Source organism: Nocardia asiatica NBRC 100129 (assembly GCF_000308415.1).
Taxonomy (GTDB): domain Bacteria; phylum Actinomycetota; class Actinomycetes; order Mycobacteriales; family Mycobacteriaceae; genus Nocardia; species Nocardia asiatica.
Genome location: NZ_BAFS01000461.1, coordinates 22,774 through 38,899, shown reverse-complemented (window position 1 = coordinate 38,899; position 16,126 = coordinate 22,774). Strand labels below are relative to the sequence as shown.

11 protein-coding genes, 3 pseudogenes and 1 other annotated feature are annotated in these 16,126 nt (G+C 64.9%); of the genes and pseudogenes, 8 read left to right on the top strand and 6 right to left on the bottom strand.

The genetic code is table 11. The annotated features are described in order from the left end of the window. The first annotated feature begins 47 nt into the window (after window positions 1-47). The 4 genes and pseudogenes from ON27_RS42155 to ON27_RS35755 all read left to right on the top strand — a co-directional run bounded on the left by ON27_RS42155 (window position 48) and on the right by ON27_RS35755 (window position 4,501). A protein-coding gene (locus tag ON27_RS42155) for an IS5 family transposase (protein ID WP_098085337.1) occupies window positions 48-856 on the top strand; the annotation gives its coding sequence in 2 pieces (ribosomal slippage) (window positions 48-395 and window positions 398-856; 807 coding nt in all). Window positions 857-1,877: 1,021 nt separating this feature from the next. After that, on the top strand, window positions 1,878-2,471 hold the full coding sequence (locus ON27_RS35765; protein ID WP_043737852.1) for a TetR/AcrR family transcriptional regulator: 594 nt from the start codon (window positions 1,878-1,880) through the stop codon (window positions 2,469-2,471). A gap of 69 nt (window positions 2,472-2,540) precedes the next feature. Then, window positions 2,541-3,448 (top strand): annotated as a pseudogene (locus ON27_RS46045) (SMP-30/gluconolactonase/LRE family protein). Window positions 3,449-3,802: 354 nt separating this feature from the next. Further along, on the top strand, window positions 3,803-4,501 hold the full coding sequence (locus tag ON27_RS35755; protein ID WP_043737850.1) for a nitroreductase: 699 nt from the start codon (window positions 3,803-3,805) through the stop codon (window positions 4,499-4,501). Window positions 4,502-4,763: 262 nt separating this feature from the next. Here ON27_RS35755 and ON27_RS35750 read toward each other — a convergent pair whose 3' ends face one another. Beyond that, window positions 4,764-5,954: an IS110 family RNA-guided transposase gene (locus ON27_RS35750; protein WP_043737874.1), complete on the bottom strand. Its 1,191-nt coding sequence runs from the start codon at window positions 5,952-5,954 to the stop codon at window positions 4,764-4,766. Between the two features lie 232 nt (window positions 5,955-6,186). Here ON27_RS35750 and ON27_RS35745 point away from each other — a divergent pair, with 232 nt between their 5' ends. The 3 genes and pseudogenes from ON27_RS35745 to ON27_RS43595 all read left to right on the top strand — a co-directional run bounded on the left by ON27_RS35745 (window position 6,187) and on the right by ON27_RS43595 (window position 9,703). After that, the gene (locus tag ON27_RS35745; protein ID WP_043737848.1) at window positions 6,187-7,521 is read left to right on the top strand and encodes an NtaA/DmoA family FMN-dependent monooxygenase; all 1,335 of its coding nucleotides are present in this window, start codon (window positions 6,187-6,189) and stop codon (window positions 7,519-7,521) included. A 259-nt stretch (window positions 7,522-7,780) separates the two neighbouring features. After that, window positions 7,781-9,294: pseudogene (locus ON27_RS35740) on the top strand (MFS transporter); the annotation flags it as partial. A 25-nt stretch (window positions 9,295-9,319) separates the two neighbouring features. After that, window positions 9,320-9,703 carry a hypothetical protein gene (locus ON27_RS43595; protein ID WP_127516259.1) on the top strand — a complete coding sequence of 128 codons (384 nt, stop codon included), beginning with the start codon at window positions 9,320-9,322 and terminating at the stop codon, window positions 9,701-9,703. A 29-nt stretch (window positions 9,704-9,732) separates the two neighbouring features. Here the strand turns inward: ON27_RS43595 and ON27_RS35730 are convergent. From ON27_RS35730 to ON27_RS35710, 4 genes and pseudogenes are all read right to left on the bottom strand, one after another. Further along, window positions 9,733-10,979 (bottom strand): annotated as a pseudogene (locus ON27_RS35730) (IS3 family transposase). Continuing rightward, window positions 10,567-10,698, bottom strand: a sequence feature (AL1L pseudoknot). Its footprint overlaps the pseudogene before it by 132 nt. Window positions 10,980-11,146: 167 nt before the next feature. Continuing rightward, window positions 11,147-12,187 carry a BtrH N-terminal domain-containing protein gene (locus tag ON27_RS35720; RefSeq protein WP_043737843.1) on the bottom strand — a complete coding sequence of 347 codons (1,041 nt, stop codon included), beginning with the start codon at window positions 12,185-12,187 and terminating at the stop codon, window positions 11,147-11,149. Beyond that, entirely contained in the window at window positions 12,181-13,359 is a 1,179-nt protein-coding gene (locus tag ON27_RS35715; RefSeq protein WP_178128353.1) for a cytochrome P450, read from the bottom strand. The genes ON27_RS35720 and ON27_RS35715 overlap by 7 nt, the downstream gene beginning before the upstream one ends. Window positions 13,360-13,397: 38 nt before the next feature. Further along, window positions 13,398-13,928 carry a PaaI family thioesterase gene (locus ON27_RS35710; protein WP_051047376.1) on the bottom strand — a complete coding sequence of 177 codons (531 nt, stop codon included), beginning with the start codon at window positions 13,926-13,928 and terminating at the stop codon, window positions 13,398-13,400. A 220-nt stretch (window positions 13,929-14,148) separates the two neighbouring features. Here ON27_RS35710 and ON27_RS35705 point away from each other — a divergent pair, with 220 nt between their 5' ends. Continuing rightward, entirely contained in the window at window positions 14,149-14,805 is a 657-nt protein-coding gene (locus ON27_RS35705) for a TetR/AcrR family transcriptional regulator (protein ID WP_171048474.1), read from the top strand. A 476-nt stretch (window positions 14,806-15,281) separates the two neighbouring features. Here ON27_RS35705 and ON27_RS35700 read toward each other — a convergent pair whose 3' ends face one another. Continuing rightward, a complete protein-coding gene (locus ON27_RS35700; protein WP_051047375.1) occupies window positions 15,282-16,025 on the bottom strand; it encodes a TetR/AcrR family transcriptional regulator in 744 nt (247 codons plus the stop codon). Between the last annotated feature and the right edge of the window lie 101 nt (window positions 16,026-16,126).

Here is a 16,126-nt window from a genome sequence, read left to right as displayed (position 1 = left end):
AGGACGTCTTACGTGGGTGTAATTCGTTGTCCGGCATGATGTGACCCGTGGTCGACAGGCTTGCTCAACGGCTGGTCCCGGATGCGTTGTGGGACATCGTGAAACCGCTGCTCCCCGAGTTCACGCCGAGACCTCAGGGCGGCGGGACAGCTCCGGCGGACGAGCGAGCGGTCTTCACTGCGGTGGTGTTCGTATTGACCAGCGGTTGCGCTTGGAGGCATCTGCCGCCGTCATTCGGTGTGAGCGTTCCGACCGCACATCGCCGGTTCATGGTGTGGGCTGATGCCGGGGTATTCGAGGCGTTGCATCGGGCGATCCTCGACCGGCTCGGCCTCGCCGGCGATCTCGATTGGAGCGCGGCGATCCTGGACGCGGCGAGTGTGCGAGCGAAAAAAGGGGATCGCTGACCGGCCGCAGCCCGGTCGACCGTGGCAAGAAAGGATCCAAGATCCACGTCATTTCGGACGCGAACGGGATACCGCTGGTCACCGGTGTTTCTGCCGGGAACACCCACGACTCGGTGATGCTCGCCCCGATGGTCGAATCGATTCCGCGGGTGCGCTCGCAGCGCGGCCCTCGTCGCGGCAAGCCCGCCAAACTGCGGGCGGACAAGGGTTACGACTTCGATGTCCATCGCCGGTGGCTGCGTGCTCGCGGGATCGTGCCTCGGATCGCTCGTCGTGGGATCGAGGATCCCACGAGGCTGGGTAAGCACCGTTGGAAGATCGAACGGACCATTGCATGGTTGACCGGATACCGGCGCTTGACGATCCGCTACGAACGACACGGCCGCCTCTTCGCAGCATTTCTACAACTCGCCGCAGCGCTGACCTGCTACAAGAAACTCACCACGTAAGACGTCCTCTAAGGGGACTCGAACCCCTGACCCCCACAAAGAGGTTCATAAGACTCATCGACCGGGCGCGGTATCGACGTTCGGCATCGACCCCAGCGACCGGTCCCTGCGATGGCAACGCAGACGGGCACACCAGCACGCGGCAATCCGGGCAATTACGTCCAGCCACAACAGAATACAGCGTCCCAGTGAGAAACTACCGCCGGGACCCTACCGCACGGGCCCCGGGGCGAACCAGCCGGAAGCTACCGCAACAACGAACACTCGCCCCTCGATGACCTGTCGTCAGACGTCAAGTCGACCCGTAAACCACACAGCGGCCGGCCGGCTACGCCCAAGACGACGCACGACACCTCAACAGACGGCCGACCAGGGAAAAGCTACACGACCGGCGATGCGCATTCGACTCCACGAGCATCGCCCTCCCCCGATAGACACCTGACGCCGACGCCACCTCGACAACGAAAGCGCGGGGTAACCGCGGGGCTTGCTCAAGTCTGCGCCCACCTTTGAGCCTGTGGGCCACACCTCGAGCAGCACTCGCCACCTACGCCCCGTTCCTGCGGCAGTTCTTCGAAATCCTTGCAGACCGCGCTGTACTTCTCGGAATCTCGTTCGGCCGCCCGGACCGTGACCACCCGGCCAACAGTTACCAACGCGTCGCGCCGAACTCGACCAGATCGTGCAGTGGTGAACCGCGTGAACTGCGGCTGCGTTGTCGATCGCCGCTTGTGGAGGCGGATTCGGTTGGCGGTGCGGACCGGTGTTCGTGCCGCCGACGATTGCGAGCACGGTGTCAGGAGCGGTCCGATTTTCCGCCGTAGCGGAGGCCAGAAGGTCGCGCCCATCGTCCAGCAGGAACAGTCCCTCGGACATAAGACAACCGTCCCCAGGGTCACGGTAAGACCTCGGTGACCGACCCACGAGTTGACCGGATGCCACCTCCGCTTTATGCTCGAATTTCATACGGAGGTCGCATCCGTTTTGAATGGCAGCAGTATCACCGGAGGTAGGAGGGCACATGAACGTCAGTGAGCAACGGGGGCGCAAGCCCCGCGCGGACGTCCAGCGCAACCGCGCGGCTCTGCTGGAGACCGCGCAGCGTCACTTCCTCCAGCATGGGGTCGGCACCTCCCTGGAGGCGGTGGCCAAGGAGGCGGGCGTCGGGCCCGGCACCCTGTACCGGCACTTCCCCACCCGGGAAGCGCTGCTGGCGGCCGTTCTGCAGACACGCTCCGAGGAGCTGGTGGCCCGCCGAGCGGACATCGAACAGTTGGGCGATGCCGGCGAGGCGTTGGAACTGTGGCTACGGGCAATGGAGGAGTACTTCAGCGCCTTCAGCGGGCTCCCGGACCCGCTCATGGCCGCGGCCCAGGAGCAGGACCCGGACAATCCGCTCACCATTCCTTGCGACATCTTCATCGCCGCCACCGACAAATACGTGGAAGCAGCCCAGAGCACGGGACAGGTACGCGCGTCGGTGCGTGGCTACGACCTGTTCCTCGCAGCCTGTTCCATTGCCTGGATCAAGGGCAACGGCGCCGACGAGGAATCACTCGACCGGCTCCGCACCCTCCTCGCGAGCGGCTACCGCCAGCGGGACGAGAAGGCGTAAAACGCCGGGCCCCGCGCTCAGGCTCGAGCCGCCGACGTCCGGGACCGCAGTTTTCATCAAGGAGGATTTATGAGTCATTCGCCAAGGGTTTGGCCCGCCGACGCTCGCCGCATTGTGGCGCAGGGTGATCTCGGCTACCTCGAGGGCGCCCGGTGGCACCGCGGGGCGCTCTGGTTCTCGGATATGACCCGGTGCAAGATCAGTCGCCTCTCCCCTGGCGAGCCACCCGAGGATATCGCCGATGTACCCGGGCGCCCCTCGGGTCTCGGGTTCGGCCCCGATGGGACACCGATGGTTGTTTCCATCGACGACGGACGGCTGCTGCGCGTGGGAAGTAGTGGGCTCGAGGAACTCGCCGATCTCGCGCCGGTCGCGTTCCATCCCAACGATATGGCAGTGGACCGGGAGGGCCGCGCATATATCGGCCCGCAGGGCTTTCCCTTCGGAACCGATCCCGTCGGCGTGAGTTTGATCATCCGCCATCCCGACGGCCGGATCGACACGGGCGGCGAGGACCTGATATTCCCAACGGCATCGCGATCTCCGGCGACGGGCGCACCCTGGTCGTCGCAGAATCGTTCCGGGCACCACGTACCAGGCTCACCGCGTTCACCGTGACCGACGACGGTGCGCTGACCGACCAGCGAGTGTTCGCCGAATTCGGGTCAACGGACACCGAGTCCATCGATGGCATCGGCATCGACAGTGAGGGTGCGGTGTGGGCGGCCTTCCCATGGATCGGTGAATTCCGGCGTGTCCGCGAAGGCGGCGAGGTCACCGACGTCATCCGGATCGAACCCGACGCCGCGTATCCCGACGGCGGCACATTCGCCGTGGACGCGATCCTCGGCGGACCGGAGATGCGGACCCTCTACCTGCTCATCTCGGATACAAGCCCCGAGCGCCTCGTCAACGGCTTCGATACCACGGGCCGGATCGAAGCCATCGAGGTCGAGGTGGCGGGAATCCGGGACTGACGGCAACGCATGCGTCGGCGCGATCGTCTCCGCGACAGCGTCCCGGAGCGTTTCGCGCCCTCCCGGCTACTGCCATCTCGCAGCCCATCGTGGAGATGAATCGCGCCCCGCCCGCCGCCGACCGACCCCGCTGGTACGTCACGTACACCCAACACGTCACATACACGAACACGAAGAGCGCGCAGTCCCCACACTTCGACCGGGTGGTCGTGCCGTGCCGCGGTCTGCAAGCAGCCTGCCGGTACCTGCAAAGTGCGTGCCACACCCGGCCCTTACGACGGCTGTCGCCTTGGAGCAGACAGCATTGTGCCCGGCCGCCCTGTCGGCGACTGCGCGCCTTGGAAAGGAAACGCCTTGTCCGGCACAGCGTCCCTCTTCACCGACCTCGTACGCTCCCGGCGCTCCCCCCGCAAGTTCCTGCCCGCCCCGCTTTCCCCGGCGGACATCCGCGGCGTGCTCGAAGACGCGCAGACGGCCCCTTCGAACAGCAATACCCAGCCGTGGACCGTGCATGTTGTCTCGGGCGCGGAGCGCGACGCGCTCGCCGAGGAACTGCTTCAGGCCGACACGGAGGGACGCACCTCCCCGGATTTCACCGATGGCTACGGCGACGGCATCTATCTCGAGCGGGCGCAGGCCCTGGCCGCGAGCTACTACGGATCCCTCGGCGTCGCGCGCACGGATCTCGAAGGCAGGAGGGCGGCGGTCCGCGAAAACCTGGAGTTCTTCGGGGCTCCCCATGTCGCTTTCCTGTTCATGCCAGCCCTGGGCGACGGGGTGCGGACGGCCGGTGACATCGGTATGTACGCGCAGAACTTCCTGCTCTCGCTGGCATCCCGGGGGTTCGCCGGTATTCCGCAGACCATGCTCGGGATCTATGCCGATACCGTCCGCGAGTTCCTGGATGTTCGTGAGGATCTCAAGCTGCTGTTCGGTATCTCCTTCGGCACGGCCGACCCTGCGGGGCCGGTGAATCCGTTCGGTAGGACACGCATCCTGCTCCAGCAGAGTGTGATCCTGCACGGCACTCCCGGCGTCCTCGAAGGTCAATAGTCCGTCAGCCCACAGATGCCCCCGGCGCGTGGATCCGGGCCGCCACACGGCCGGCCCGGATCCGGAGCCCGCGCTCACTTCGGTCCACACGCGCGGCATCCGTCTCGGGTTCCTCCCGCCGGCAGATCGCACCACTTGACAATTCGGAGGCTGCCTCCGTATTCTTGGGAGTCCACGGAGGCACCCTCCGTTTCCATTGCCTCGTTGGGAGGAGCTTCCCAATGAAGTTGTCAACCTCGGAAGTTGATTTCCGATGACGGGATCAGGCTGCCACCGCGACGGGTGGCAGCGGTTGGTAGGGCCGTTTCTCGCGGATGAGTGCCCACAGCACGTTGACGCGGCGGCGGACCAGGGCGAGGACGGCTTGGGTGTGTTTTTTGCCCTCGCCGCGTTTCCTGTCGTAGGTGCGCGATTCGGGGCTGCAGCTGATCGAGATCATCGCCGACTGGTAGAAGACACGGTTGAGTCCGCGGTGATATCGCTTGGGGCGGTGCAGGTTTCCGCGTATTCGACCGGAATCCCAGGCAGCGGGTGCGAGCCCGGCAAATCCGGCGAGTCGGTCCGGGGTCCCGAAGTAGTCCATGTCACCGCCGGTGGCAGCGAGGAATTCCGCGCCGAGCAAGGTGCCGATGCCGGGCAGGCTGATGATCACTTCGGCGAGTTCGTGGCGGTGAAATCGGCCCTCGATGAGCTTGTCGGCTTCTTTGATTCGCTCGTTGAGGGCCATCACCTCCTCGGCCAGCGCCGCGACCATCGACGCGGTCAGCGCTTCGCCGGGCAAGCGGGTGTGCTGGCGGGCCGCGGCCTCGATCGCTGCGGCGGCGACCTTGCCGGGATTTCTCACTTTTCTGGTCGACAACCAGGTTTCGAGTCGGGACGCACCTGTTCTGCGCAGAGCGGCAGGGGTTTGATAGCCGGTCAGCAGAGTCAGCGGTCCGACCAGGGTGAGGTTGTCGAACGCGCGGTCCAACGCGGGAAAGATCCCGCTGAGCAGGCCACGCAGCCGGTTGATCGCGCGGGTTCGGTCGGCCACCAGGTCAGCGCGGCGGGTGGTGAGCAGCTTCAGCTCGATGGTGACTTCGTCACCGGGGCGCAGCGGATGCAGATCGCGGCGCATCCGTGCTTGATCAGCGATGATCGCGGCGTCGCGGGCGTCGGTCTTGCCTTCGCCCCGGTAGCCGCCGGCGACCCGGTTCAGCGTTCGGCCGGGGATATACAGCAGCTGCTGATCGCGTTCGACCAGCAGCCCGATCAGCAGCGCCGCACCGCCATCGGGCAGGTCCACCGCCCAGACCGTGTCCTGGCCCAGCTCCCGAACCTCGTCGATGAGTTTTACCAGCTCGGGTTCATCGTTGGCTATTCGCCGCGACAGCAGTCGTTTGCCGTCGGTGTTGATGACCACGCAATGGTGGCCGGTCTTCCCGATGTCCACACCAGCCCAGATCTGGGCCATGCCCGCCTCCATCAGCTCGTTGGAACCTCACGCCACAGACGACCGCGCCGACGTTGCCCTACACAGCGATTCGCTCGCACATCCCAATATGCGGCCGGGTCGTCACGGGGAACCGGGCGGCCAAGCTCCTGGAGCCACACGCGGCACAACCATGTAAGCCACACCCGATTCCCCTGGGCCTCAGGGACTTTACGACCCGCCCCTACGACCTACTCAGAAAGGTAGGGCAACCATGACAAGCCGGCAGATGATCCTGGGCATGCAGTTCAGCGGCGGCTACGGGGCCGAGCCCGGGGCCTGGCGGCTGCCGGGTGCGAACCTGAACAGCTACACGGACATGGACCAGTTCGTCCGCTACGCGCAGGCCGCCGAACGCGGCAAGGTGCAACTGTTGTTCATTGCCGACACCCCGGTCCTGGATATGGACCTCACCCACCACGCACCGCGCCAGGCGATCGAGCCGCTGCTGCTGCTGACCGTCCTCGCGCGGGAGACCGAGCGGATCGGCCTGGTCACCACCGCCTCCACCACTTTCAACGAGCCCTACAACCTCGCCCGCCAGTTCAAGGCCTTGGATGTGATCAGCCACGGCCGAGCCGGCTGGAACGCGGTGACCACCTCCGATCCCGCTGCCGCGGCGAACTTCGGCAGCGAGGTCCCGCCGCGCGCGGAGAAGTACGAGCGCGCCCACGAGGTCATCCAGATCGTGCAGGCGTTGTGGGGCAGCTGGGAGAAGGACGCCTTGCTGCTCGACGTCGAGAACAAGCGTTACGCCGATATGGACAGGATCCGGCCGGTCAACCTGCGGGGCCGCCACGTCGCCTCCCGCGGCCCGCTGCCCATCCCCCCGTCCGAACAGGGTCAGCCGGTCATCTTCCAGGCGGGCGGCGGCGGTTACGGCCTCGAGATCGCGGGCCGCTACGCCAGTGGCGTGTACGCCAACCCGTACAGCATCGAGGATGCCCGGGCTCAGCGCCAGGCCCTGCGGGACGCCGCCGAGCGCGCCGGACGCGACCCGGACGAGGTGAAAATGCTCGCCGGCTTCATGCCGACCATCGCCGGCTCCCGCGCTGCCGCTCTGGAGCGACGACGCTTCCTGGACGAGGTCGTCGACCTGGACCAGCGCGTCCGTTATCTCGGGGCCATGATCGGCCTCCGGCTCGGCCCCGAACAACTCGACCAGCCGCTCACCGTGCAGCAGCTGGCCGCCGCGGTGCCCAGTCCGCGCGACCCGCGCTCCGGCCGCGCCCTGGAAGTGGCCCGGGAAGGCTGGACGCTGCGCGATGTCATCGCCCACGGTGTGATCGACTATCACCCCGTGGTCGCCGGTACCGCCACCGACGTGGCCGAGCACATGCAGGAGTGGTTCGAGGCCGGGGCCTGTGACGGCTTCTCGATCGCCCTCGACGCCTTCCACGACGGCTTCGACGCCTTCGTCGACCAGGTCGTCCCGATCCTGCAGGAACGTGGCCTGTTCCACGAGGACTACGAAGGATCCACCCTGCGCGAGAACCTCGGCGCCCACGCGCAATACGGCCTCGACCCGCGCCTCACCGAGCCGGCCTGAGCATGACCACCCCACCGGCGAGGCGGGCGCGGACGGCCCGTGGCCCCTCATCTACCCACGAGCGCTCCTTCGGTACGCACACCACGCGGGCCGCCTGACCACAGGACGCCACAGAACACATCTCCCGCGACCTTCATCGGGGCCGGCAGCAAGGAAACCAACCATGAAACGCTCATTCGCCCAATTTCCCGACGTCACTTCCGGCAGCGACCAGGCGCAGCACGGCGGACCATTCGCGCCGCCCCGGGAGGACCCCCGCATGGTTCACGCTCCGCTGGCCACCGACCATGGCACCTTCCGTAGTGACGAACCGCCCCAGGGCGCCGCCGCGGTGTCCACATCGGCCATATCGGCCTCCCCCGCCGCCACAACTCCCACAGCGAGCGGGCTCGTCCCCGTCCTCGCCTTCAGCGGCATCGTCGTCGCCGTCATGCAGACACTACTCGTCCCCGTCATCGCCGACCTCCCCCGACTGCTGGACACCACAACGTCCAACGCCGCCTGGGTGATCACCGCGACCCTGCTGTCCAGCGCCGTCGCCACTCCGGTCATGGGACGCCTCGGCGACCTCTACGGCAAGCGCCGCTTCGTCCTCGTCAGCCTCGCACTGATGGTGCTGGGGCTCGCTGATCTCCGGATTCACCTCCGACCTCGTGCCGATGGTCCTGGGCCGCGCCATACAGGGCTTCGCATTGGGCGCCATCCCGCTAGGCATCGGCATCATCCGGGACGAATTACCGCCCGAACGGCACGGATCGGCAATGGCGCCTGATAAGCAGCTCGCTCGGCGTCGGGGGCGCGCTCGCCATACCGCTGGCCGCGGTCGTCGCCCAGAACCTCGACTGGCACTGGCTGTTCTTCGGCGCCGCCACCCTCGGCGCGGCAGCCATGGCAACGATCTTCGCCGTCGTCCCCGAGAGCGCGCAGCGCGCCCCCGGCCGCTTCGACGTGATCGGCGCGCTCGGACTCGCCCTCGGCCTCGTCGCCCTGCTGCTGCCCATCTCCAAGGGCGCCGACTGGGGCTGGACAAGCACCACCACGCTCGGACTCTTCGCCGCCACCGTCGTGATCTTCGCGCTGTGGGTCCTCTTCGAACTGCGCACCGAGCACCCGCTGCTGAACCTGCGCACGGCGTCGCGCCGCCAGGTCCTCCTGACCAACCTGGCCGCGATCACCGCCGGCCTCGCGTTCTTCGCGGTGACACTCGTCCTGCCGCAACTACTGCAGCTTCCCGAGTCCACCGGGTACGGGTTGGGGATGTCCATGATCGTCACCGGCCTCTGCGCTGCCCATATGGGTCTCGCGATGATGATCGCCGCCCCGCTCGCCGCCCGGCTCTCGGCCGCGCGCGGGCCGAAGGTCACCCTGATGACAGGGCTCGCACTGCTCGCCGTCGCATATCTCGCGGGCACCATGCTGCTGGGTGCGGTGTGGCAGATCGTGATCGTCGCCGTCCTCGCGGGCAGCGGCGTCGGCACCGCCTACGCGGCAATGCCCGCCCTCATCCTCGGCGCCGTCGACCCGTCGGAATCGGGCGCGGCCAACGGACTGAACTCACTGATGCGCGCCATCGGCACGGCGATGTCCAGCGCCGTCGTCGGCGTGGTCCTCGCCGGCACGGCTCAACACGTAGAGAACACCGAGATACCCACGCTGGACGGCTTCCGCATCTCATTCCTGATCGCCGCGGGTGCAGCGCTCCTGAATCTCGTCCTGGCAGCACTTTCTCTCCCCCTGCCGCCGGCGAGGCCGGCAACCCATATCCCTCATAGTTCAGAGAAAGCAAGGTCTGTTCCTGATGCGCACCAAGAAGAAGTTTCTTATCGCGGCTGCGGCCGCCATCACAGTTGCGGCACTCGCCGGCAGTAACGTCGGATGCGCTGAAACGGCGGACGGTGCTGCCCGCAAGATCACCGGCACACTGCCCGACGGATCCACCTATCTGTTCGAGGTGCCGGCCAACTGGAACGGCACCGTGCTGCTCTTCTCCCATGGCTACAACCCCGGACCGTCGAACCCCGCCCAGAACGCCAACTCGGCCGAGGTGAGCAGCATACTGCTCGCTGACGGGTATGCCCTCGCCGGTGGGTCCTACCCCGGCCTCGGGTGGCAGACGCCCAACGCGCTGGGCGACCAGATCGCCACGTTCGACGAATTCGCCGCGCAGGTCGCGTCGCCTTGAACCGTCCTGGATGCGGTGGAGACCCTAGTTCAGGCCACCTCGGCCGAGATGGTCTGTTGATGGTAGAGGTGTTCGTATTCGACCGGTGGCCGGTATCCGATCGCGGAATGTAGCCGTTGGGTGTTGTACCAGTGCACCCATGATGCGGTTTCCCGTTCGAGCTCGGCCCGCCCCGAGAACGTGGTGTGCCGGTCGATCAACTCGGTTTTGTAGAGCCCGATCGCCGATTCCATGAGCGCGTTATCGAGCGCATCTCCCACGCTGCCTATGGATCCGGCGATTCCCGAATCCCGTAATGCCTCGGTGAAGGCCAGCGACGTATATTGCGACCCCGCATCGGAATGATGTATCAATCCTGTTGCGGTGAAACGGAAAGCGGTTCTACGGCGGGTGAACAACGCCTGTTCGAGCACCGAGATAACCAACGGTGTCGTCTTCGACGACATAACCCGCCAGCCCAAGATCCGTCGCGAATACACGTCCACGCAGAACGCGGTGTAACAGAACCCGGCCAGAGTCCAGCAGTAGGTGAAATCGGCAACCCGCCATTGATCTGGACGCATCGGCGTCGACCAGGCGCGCCCGATCAGGTCCGGATGCCGCGGCGTCGACGCGGGCCCGGGTTCGGTGGTTCTCGTGGTCCGTCACCCGCGCACAACCCCGTCTATCCCGGTCAGCCGCATCAGCCGCGCTACCTGGTCGCGGCCGATATTGTGACCGGCGCGGCGGGCGGTGTGCCAGAGTTTGCGCACCCCGTACAGGCCCCGATTCGCGCTCCACAGGTCGAACGACACGTTCGCGGTGTGAGCATCGGCCCAGGTGGCGTCGCTGATACCGCACTGTTTGGCGGCATAGTAGGTGGACGGGGCGATCTTGAGCCCGTGCTCGGTCAGCACGCGGCAGATCGGGTCAACCCCGAAGCAACCCTTGTGGTCGTCGATGTAGTCGACGATCACCGCAGTCGGCGGTCGACCTCCGCCGCCGCGAAAAACGCACTCGCTGTCCGCAAAAGCTCGTTCGCCCTGCGCAATTCGACTACTTCACGCCGCAGAGCCCTCAACTCCGCATACTCCGATTCCGCCGCGGCCGCCGGCCCGGTCTCGCCCTGCTCGGCGCGGGTGACCCAGTTCCGCAGAGTCGCCGGGTTGATATCCAGCAGCGCACCGACATGCCGGCGCGCACCGGCCATCGAGTCACCGTGCTCGCGGATCCGATCCTGATACATCCTCACCGCCCGAGCGCGGGTTTCCTCGTCGAACTTCCGTGGTGCCGCCATGGCTGACAGTCTCCCTTGCTAAATCAGGAGTCTCCAGCCAGTCCAGGACGGTTCACGTCGTCGGCCCGGTCCCGGGCCACCGCCTGGGGCTACCCCATCCCCCACAGGCGCACTTCACCACCGGTCTCGAAGCCGTAGCGGATGTACCTGTCTGCAGACAAGCTGGTTCAGAGTGAGTTGGCGGCGGCGGCGAGAAGATCTGCCAAGGTTTCCTCCAACTCTGGCAGCACGGCGGCATGCCGGGCTACCTGAACCGAGCGTCGCGATGGGGTTTCATCGGAGACGGCGATTTGGGCGAGCCTCGTCCAAGACTGTGCGGCCAGCCGTGCTGCGCGTGCGGCCGCGTGAACCTTCGGATTGCGCGTGTAATCGGCGAGATCGACGCACCCTTGAGCGATGAGGCGTCGAAACAGACCGCCTCCGGTACCCGCTTTTTCGATGAAGGCAGCGAGTGACCTGAGCACAGCCTCGAGGTCTTCGTCTCCGAAGATGTCGGGCCAACTGGAGACGTCTTCAGCGAAGCGGCGAACGCCGTCGAGCCCGGTGCCGGAGACACCGTTCGAGGCCGGCGCGGCAATCGAACTGGGGCCCCCATGTTTCAGGGTTGCCGCCGATTGTTCGAGCGCTGCGGCAGCCATGGACGGGAGGTCAGGCACGTCGGACGGCCAATCGACTATGTACGTGGCGTGGCGTGTGGGTGTCGGGAACCCCGTGGAGGCTCGTGCCCGTGCCAATGCGTCATACGACACCGTCTGGATCTCATCGCGGTCGTTGTCGACGATATACGCGTCGCGAGCCTCGTCATCATAGCCGACGATAACGATGTCGTGGCGGCTCATGCGCAGTCGTACCCGCAGGTATGGGAGTTCAGCGATGTCGGCCCAGACCATGACGGGCCGTCCGGAGTCCAGTTCGGTCCTCACCCATTTCCAACCGAGGTCGGGATCCTCGGTCTGACGTAGTTCGGTCTTCGCACCGAGGCGCCTCAACAGGTCGACCTCCAAATCCCCACCACGCCCCACCAGGTATATCGGAGGATTGATCGCATCGGCGCGCAGGTAAGCGAAATCGAGTGCGCCGCCGAGTGTGAACACGAGTCCTTCGCTCAGCTCGCCGTCCCAGCCAAGCCCGGCCCAGGACATAAGATCGCGCAACGCACCCGAACCACAATGGCCGCCCTTCAGGTGCGGGTAAGGCTGGATCAGCATCCGGTGACCACCTTCAGACTCGACAGCCCGCGAAAGGACAACCCCGTACGCCAGCGAGGTTGTTCGACGAGCCTAAGACCGGGAAAACGCGCCGTGAGGAGTGGGAACAGTACGGCTCCTTCGAGCCGCGCCAACGGCGCGCCAAGACAAAAGTGAATGCCGGCACCGAACGATAGCGGCGGGGTCCCGGTTCGGGTGATATCGAGGCTATCGGGGTCGCAGAATCGGTCCGGGTCTCGGTTGGCCGCCCCGAGCAAGGTCAATACAACCTGGCCAGGATCCAGGTCGACTCCTGCCACCCGTGTTGGCTCGAGCACCGTGCGCCCATTGGTCTGGACCGGCGAGTCGTAACGCAACAATTCTTCGACGGCGTTGCTCGCCAGATCGGGCCTGGCCCGCAATAGGTCCATTTGGCTGGGATGGGCGAGCAGTGCAGCAACGCCGTTACCGATGAGGTTTGTGGTGGTTTCGAACCCTGCCGCGAACAACAGTATCGCGGTGCCAACGCATTCGTCGTCGTCCAAGACGTCGTCGCCATGCGCCACGGCGAGACGGCTGAGCAGGTCGTCGTCCGGGTGGGCGCGTTTGGCCGCCAGGAGGTCTGTGAAGTACGTTGCGAGTTGGTCTTCCGCTTCACACGCGGCAGTCAGCGCCGCGGCGTCCGCGCTGGGCTCGAGCGAGGCGACCAGGGCGCGTACCAGAGGAGCGGCCACGGCTCGATCGGTCACTGGCACTCCAAGAAGATCGCCTATTACATTCACGGGCAGCGGGAGGGCGAGATCGCTGATGATATCGGCGGAACCCTGGTCCTCGATGACATCGATCAGATCACGGATCTGCGTGACAACGCGGCCGCGCAACTCGTCGATGTGCCGAGGGGTGAAAACGTCAGCGACCAGCCGACGCAGCCGGTGGTGGTCAGGCGGGTTGCGGAACAGCATGGTGCGCCGGAATCGATGCATAGCCTGACGTTGCAACTCTTCGGGAATCTCCGACAAGCCGAATCCCAGCGACTCGTCGGCCTTGCCGAGGCTACGGTTACGGAGCGCAGCTGCGCAGTCGTCGTAGCGACTCAGTACCAGGACCCCCGATCGCGTGACAAGCACGGGCTGAGTCTCGCGCAAGCGTCGGAACGCCTCGTAGGGGCCGGCTGAGCCGTGATCGGTCAGCAAGACGTCGAGGAGTAGTTCCCTCTCAGTTGGTCCAGCAGTCACGCCTGCCTCCGAGCCTTCGCCCGCGACTGCAGGAAGTGTTCGGCCTCGACCACGATGAACACGGCGGTTGCCGTAGTGACCGAGCGCCCTTCTAGATCCTCCATCCTGGCCGCGAGATTCAACTTACGGCTATGCCGCGACCGTACCTCGGCGTGCAGCGTGTAGGGGGTATCGAGCAGTACCGGGGCGAGATAATCCATGTCGAGATTCCGGGTCACGGCGAGTTCGCCGACCGTGTACAGCAAGAAGCCGAACAGGTCGTCGATGACGGTCGCCACCGCGCCACCGTGCGCGATCCCCGGCGCTCCGACATGACGCTGGTCGAAAAGATGGTGAGCAACGACGCCGCCCCCGCAACGCCGCACCGATAGGGAATGTCCGTGAGGGTTGGCCGGCCCACAACCAAGACAGTCGGGATGGTGCGGCGGCAACTCTGGCGATCCGGATTCCAGGAGCCGGAACGAGCGCACCCAGTCCTCCACGCCTGGGTCAGACAACCTACTGACCGCATCCGAAGCCTTGTCCATGGCCAGACCTCTCTGTCGACTAACGCGCGCCCAACATCAGACTCGAGCAGGACCGCGATACAACTACATTGGAGACAATCAGAACCATTTTGTCAACAATTGATCAGATCTCCGCTACTTGTCGCGCATAGCTCGCGATCAAGCAACGCGCGGACATGACGAAGTGTCCGGGAGTTTGTCCACTCATGAACAAAACCCACGTTCTGTTACCATCCGAGGGGTGGTGGAAGAATCGGTGAGGCTGTCGTTCAGGCGACACCTCCGCGAGGCAGCAATCCGCGCCGCCCGCGCCCTGACGGTCGAGAAGGGCTGGGAACGTGTACGATTCGGCGAGGTAGCCGGTCTGATCGGAGTATCACGCGCCACGCTGTATCGAGAGTTCGGCGACAAGCAAGGGCTTGGAGATGCACTCGTTCTGCACGAAGCGGAGCAATTCCTGACCGGGATCGAGGATTTGCTTGCTTCCAACCGCAGCGCGTTGCCTGAATCGATCCGAGCGATAGTTCGCTACACGCTCGACGAGGCTGCAACCAGCCCCTTACTCAAAGCCGTCCTGACTACACCCGGTAGCGGCCCGCGCGATGAAACCGGCGTCCTCCCCCTGTTGACAACCTCTGCCTCCATGCTTCAACTCGCGTCCGAGCGACTGGTCACCGCGTTCCTCCACCACTACCCCACCATCGACGCCAATGACGTGGCCGACGCAGTCGATGCGCTCATTCGATTGACGATCAGCCATCTCGTACTACCGGCCAGCGACAGCGCCGAAACGGCACGCCGGATCTCCGAGATTGCCCTACGTTATCTCGGGGTGGGCTCTGCGGGTCTCAGACCAGATGCCTCAGCTGCATGCCACAACGCGGTACCGAGCCATTGAAGCAGCGGTACCCTCGTTTCCCTTGATTCCACAGCAGCTGGTTCAACGACAAGTAGGCGGCGACGCTCTCGAAACGTAGCTCGGACTCGGCCGGAGGAACGTCGAGCGCGAAGTGGTCGCCAGCGGTTGCGGGCGGTCTGAACCAAGTTCGCGTCGGATCCATCGATTCGGGTCCGCAGGTTCGCACGAAAGCAATCCCGAAACTATCAAATGACACATGAGCTGTCATGCACAAGCCGGGCAAGCCCAACCAGCTGCTGCGTTGGGTAGAGCAGCACCGACGACGCTGACGCACCGAGCAATCGATGCGGACCAGGCCGATCGGCGGTCGTCCCGCCCACCGGCGATGGCGCGACAACGGCATTGCTCACGGGTCTTTTGCCCCGCGGGGATGCAATCCGGCAGTGTCACCGCGCTATGGCAGATAAGCTCATCCCGCGTCGTCTTCGACCGGCGTTTGGCTCGAATTCGCTCATCTAAGCCTCGATCAGTCCAATATTCTCAATCCGCAAAGTCGAATCCGGGTCTATCCGGATTCCACGAGCTCGCGCCGAGGAATCGATAATCCCCCAAATGATTGCGCTGAGATGCTCGACGAAAGCCTTTCTCGGCATAGCCGAGGTCGGATCGGATTGCGAGTTTATCCACCAATCCGTCGCGGAGAGGCTCGCCCCTACGATCGACTGCACCACCAAGTCTATGCCCGACGTGTCAGCCCCAGCGGTTTCCAAAACCGTGACGAAATGATCCGCAATGAAACCTGCCAGTTCACGTGCGTTCTCAAGAGCTGGATCCGATCCCGATGAATTGTCGCTAAAATGACTACGAACGAGAAACTGGAAGACGTTCTTGTGCTCGTCGACCAGCTGCGCGTATTGCTCGACGAGCTGATTCATCACATTTCGAATCGGATCGGATCCGAAATCAACGGTAGCAAGCACATTCGACCACATGAGTTCCTTCGCACGTTCGATAACAGCTGCACGAAGGCCCAGTTTGTCCTTGAAGTGGCGATACAGCTTGGGTTTTGTCGCACCCGCCTCCCGAGCGATGTCGTCCATGCTCGCGTCCGGACCGTACTTGCCGAAGGCACGGTACGCTGCGTCGACCAGTTCTGCTCGAACCAGGACCCGGTGCTCTTCCCATCGGCTCGAGCGTGCGTCAATTCGCCGAACCACCGAGCTACCGACCTCCCGAATCCGCTTTTGTGCGCCCGCCATCTGGCCGAGTATACGCTATCGGACAAGTGACCGATATCGCGGGCGGCGATTGCGCGCTGGATCGGGCGAGCATGAACGCCGTTACGGGGCCTACGCGAACG

What these genes read in the sequence shown, in the direction of transcription:
- ON27_RS35765 (WP_043737852.1), top strand. Translation starts at nt 1,878, where the DNA reads ATGAACGTCAGTGAGCAACGGGGGCGCAAGCCCCGCGCGGACGTCCAG.
- ON27_RS35750 (WP_043737874.1), bottom strand. Translation starts at nt 5,954, where the DNA reads ATGGCCCAGATCTGGGCTGGTGTGGACATCGGGAAGACCGGCCACCAT.
- ON27_RS35745 (WP_043737848.1), top strand. Translation starts at nt 6,187, where the DNA reads ATGACAAGCCGGCAGATGATCCTGGGCATGCAGTTCAGCGGCGGCTAC.
- ON27_RS43595 (WP_127516259.1), top strand. Translation starts at nt 9,320, where the DNA reads ATGCGCACCAAGAAGAAGTTTCTTATCGCGGCTGCGGCCGCCATCACA.
- ON27_RS35720 (WP_043737843.1), bottom strand. Translation starts at nt 12,187, where the DNA reads ATGCTGATCCAGCCTTACCCGCACCTGAAGGGCGGCCATTGTGGTTCG.
- ON27_RS35710 (WP_051047376.1), bottom strand. Translation starts at nt 13,928, where the DNA reads ATGGACAAGGCTTCGGATGCGGTCAGTAGGTTGTCTGACCCAGGCGTG.
- ON27_RS35700 (WP_051047375.1), bottom strand. Translation starts at nt 16,025, where the DNA reads ATGGCGGGCGCACAAAAGCGGATTCGGGAGGTCGGTAGCTCGGTGGTT.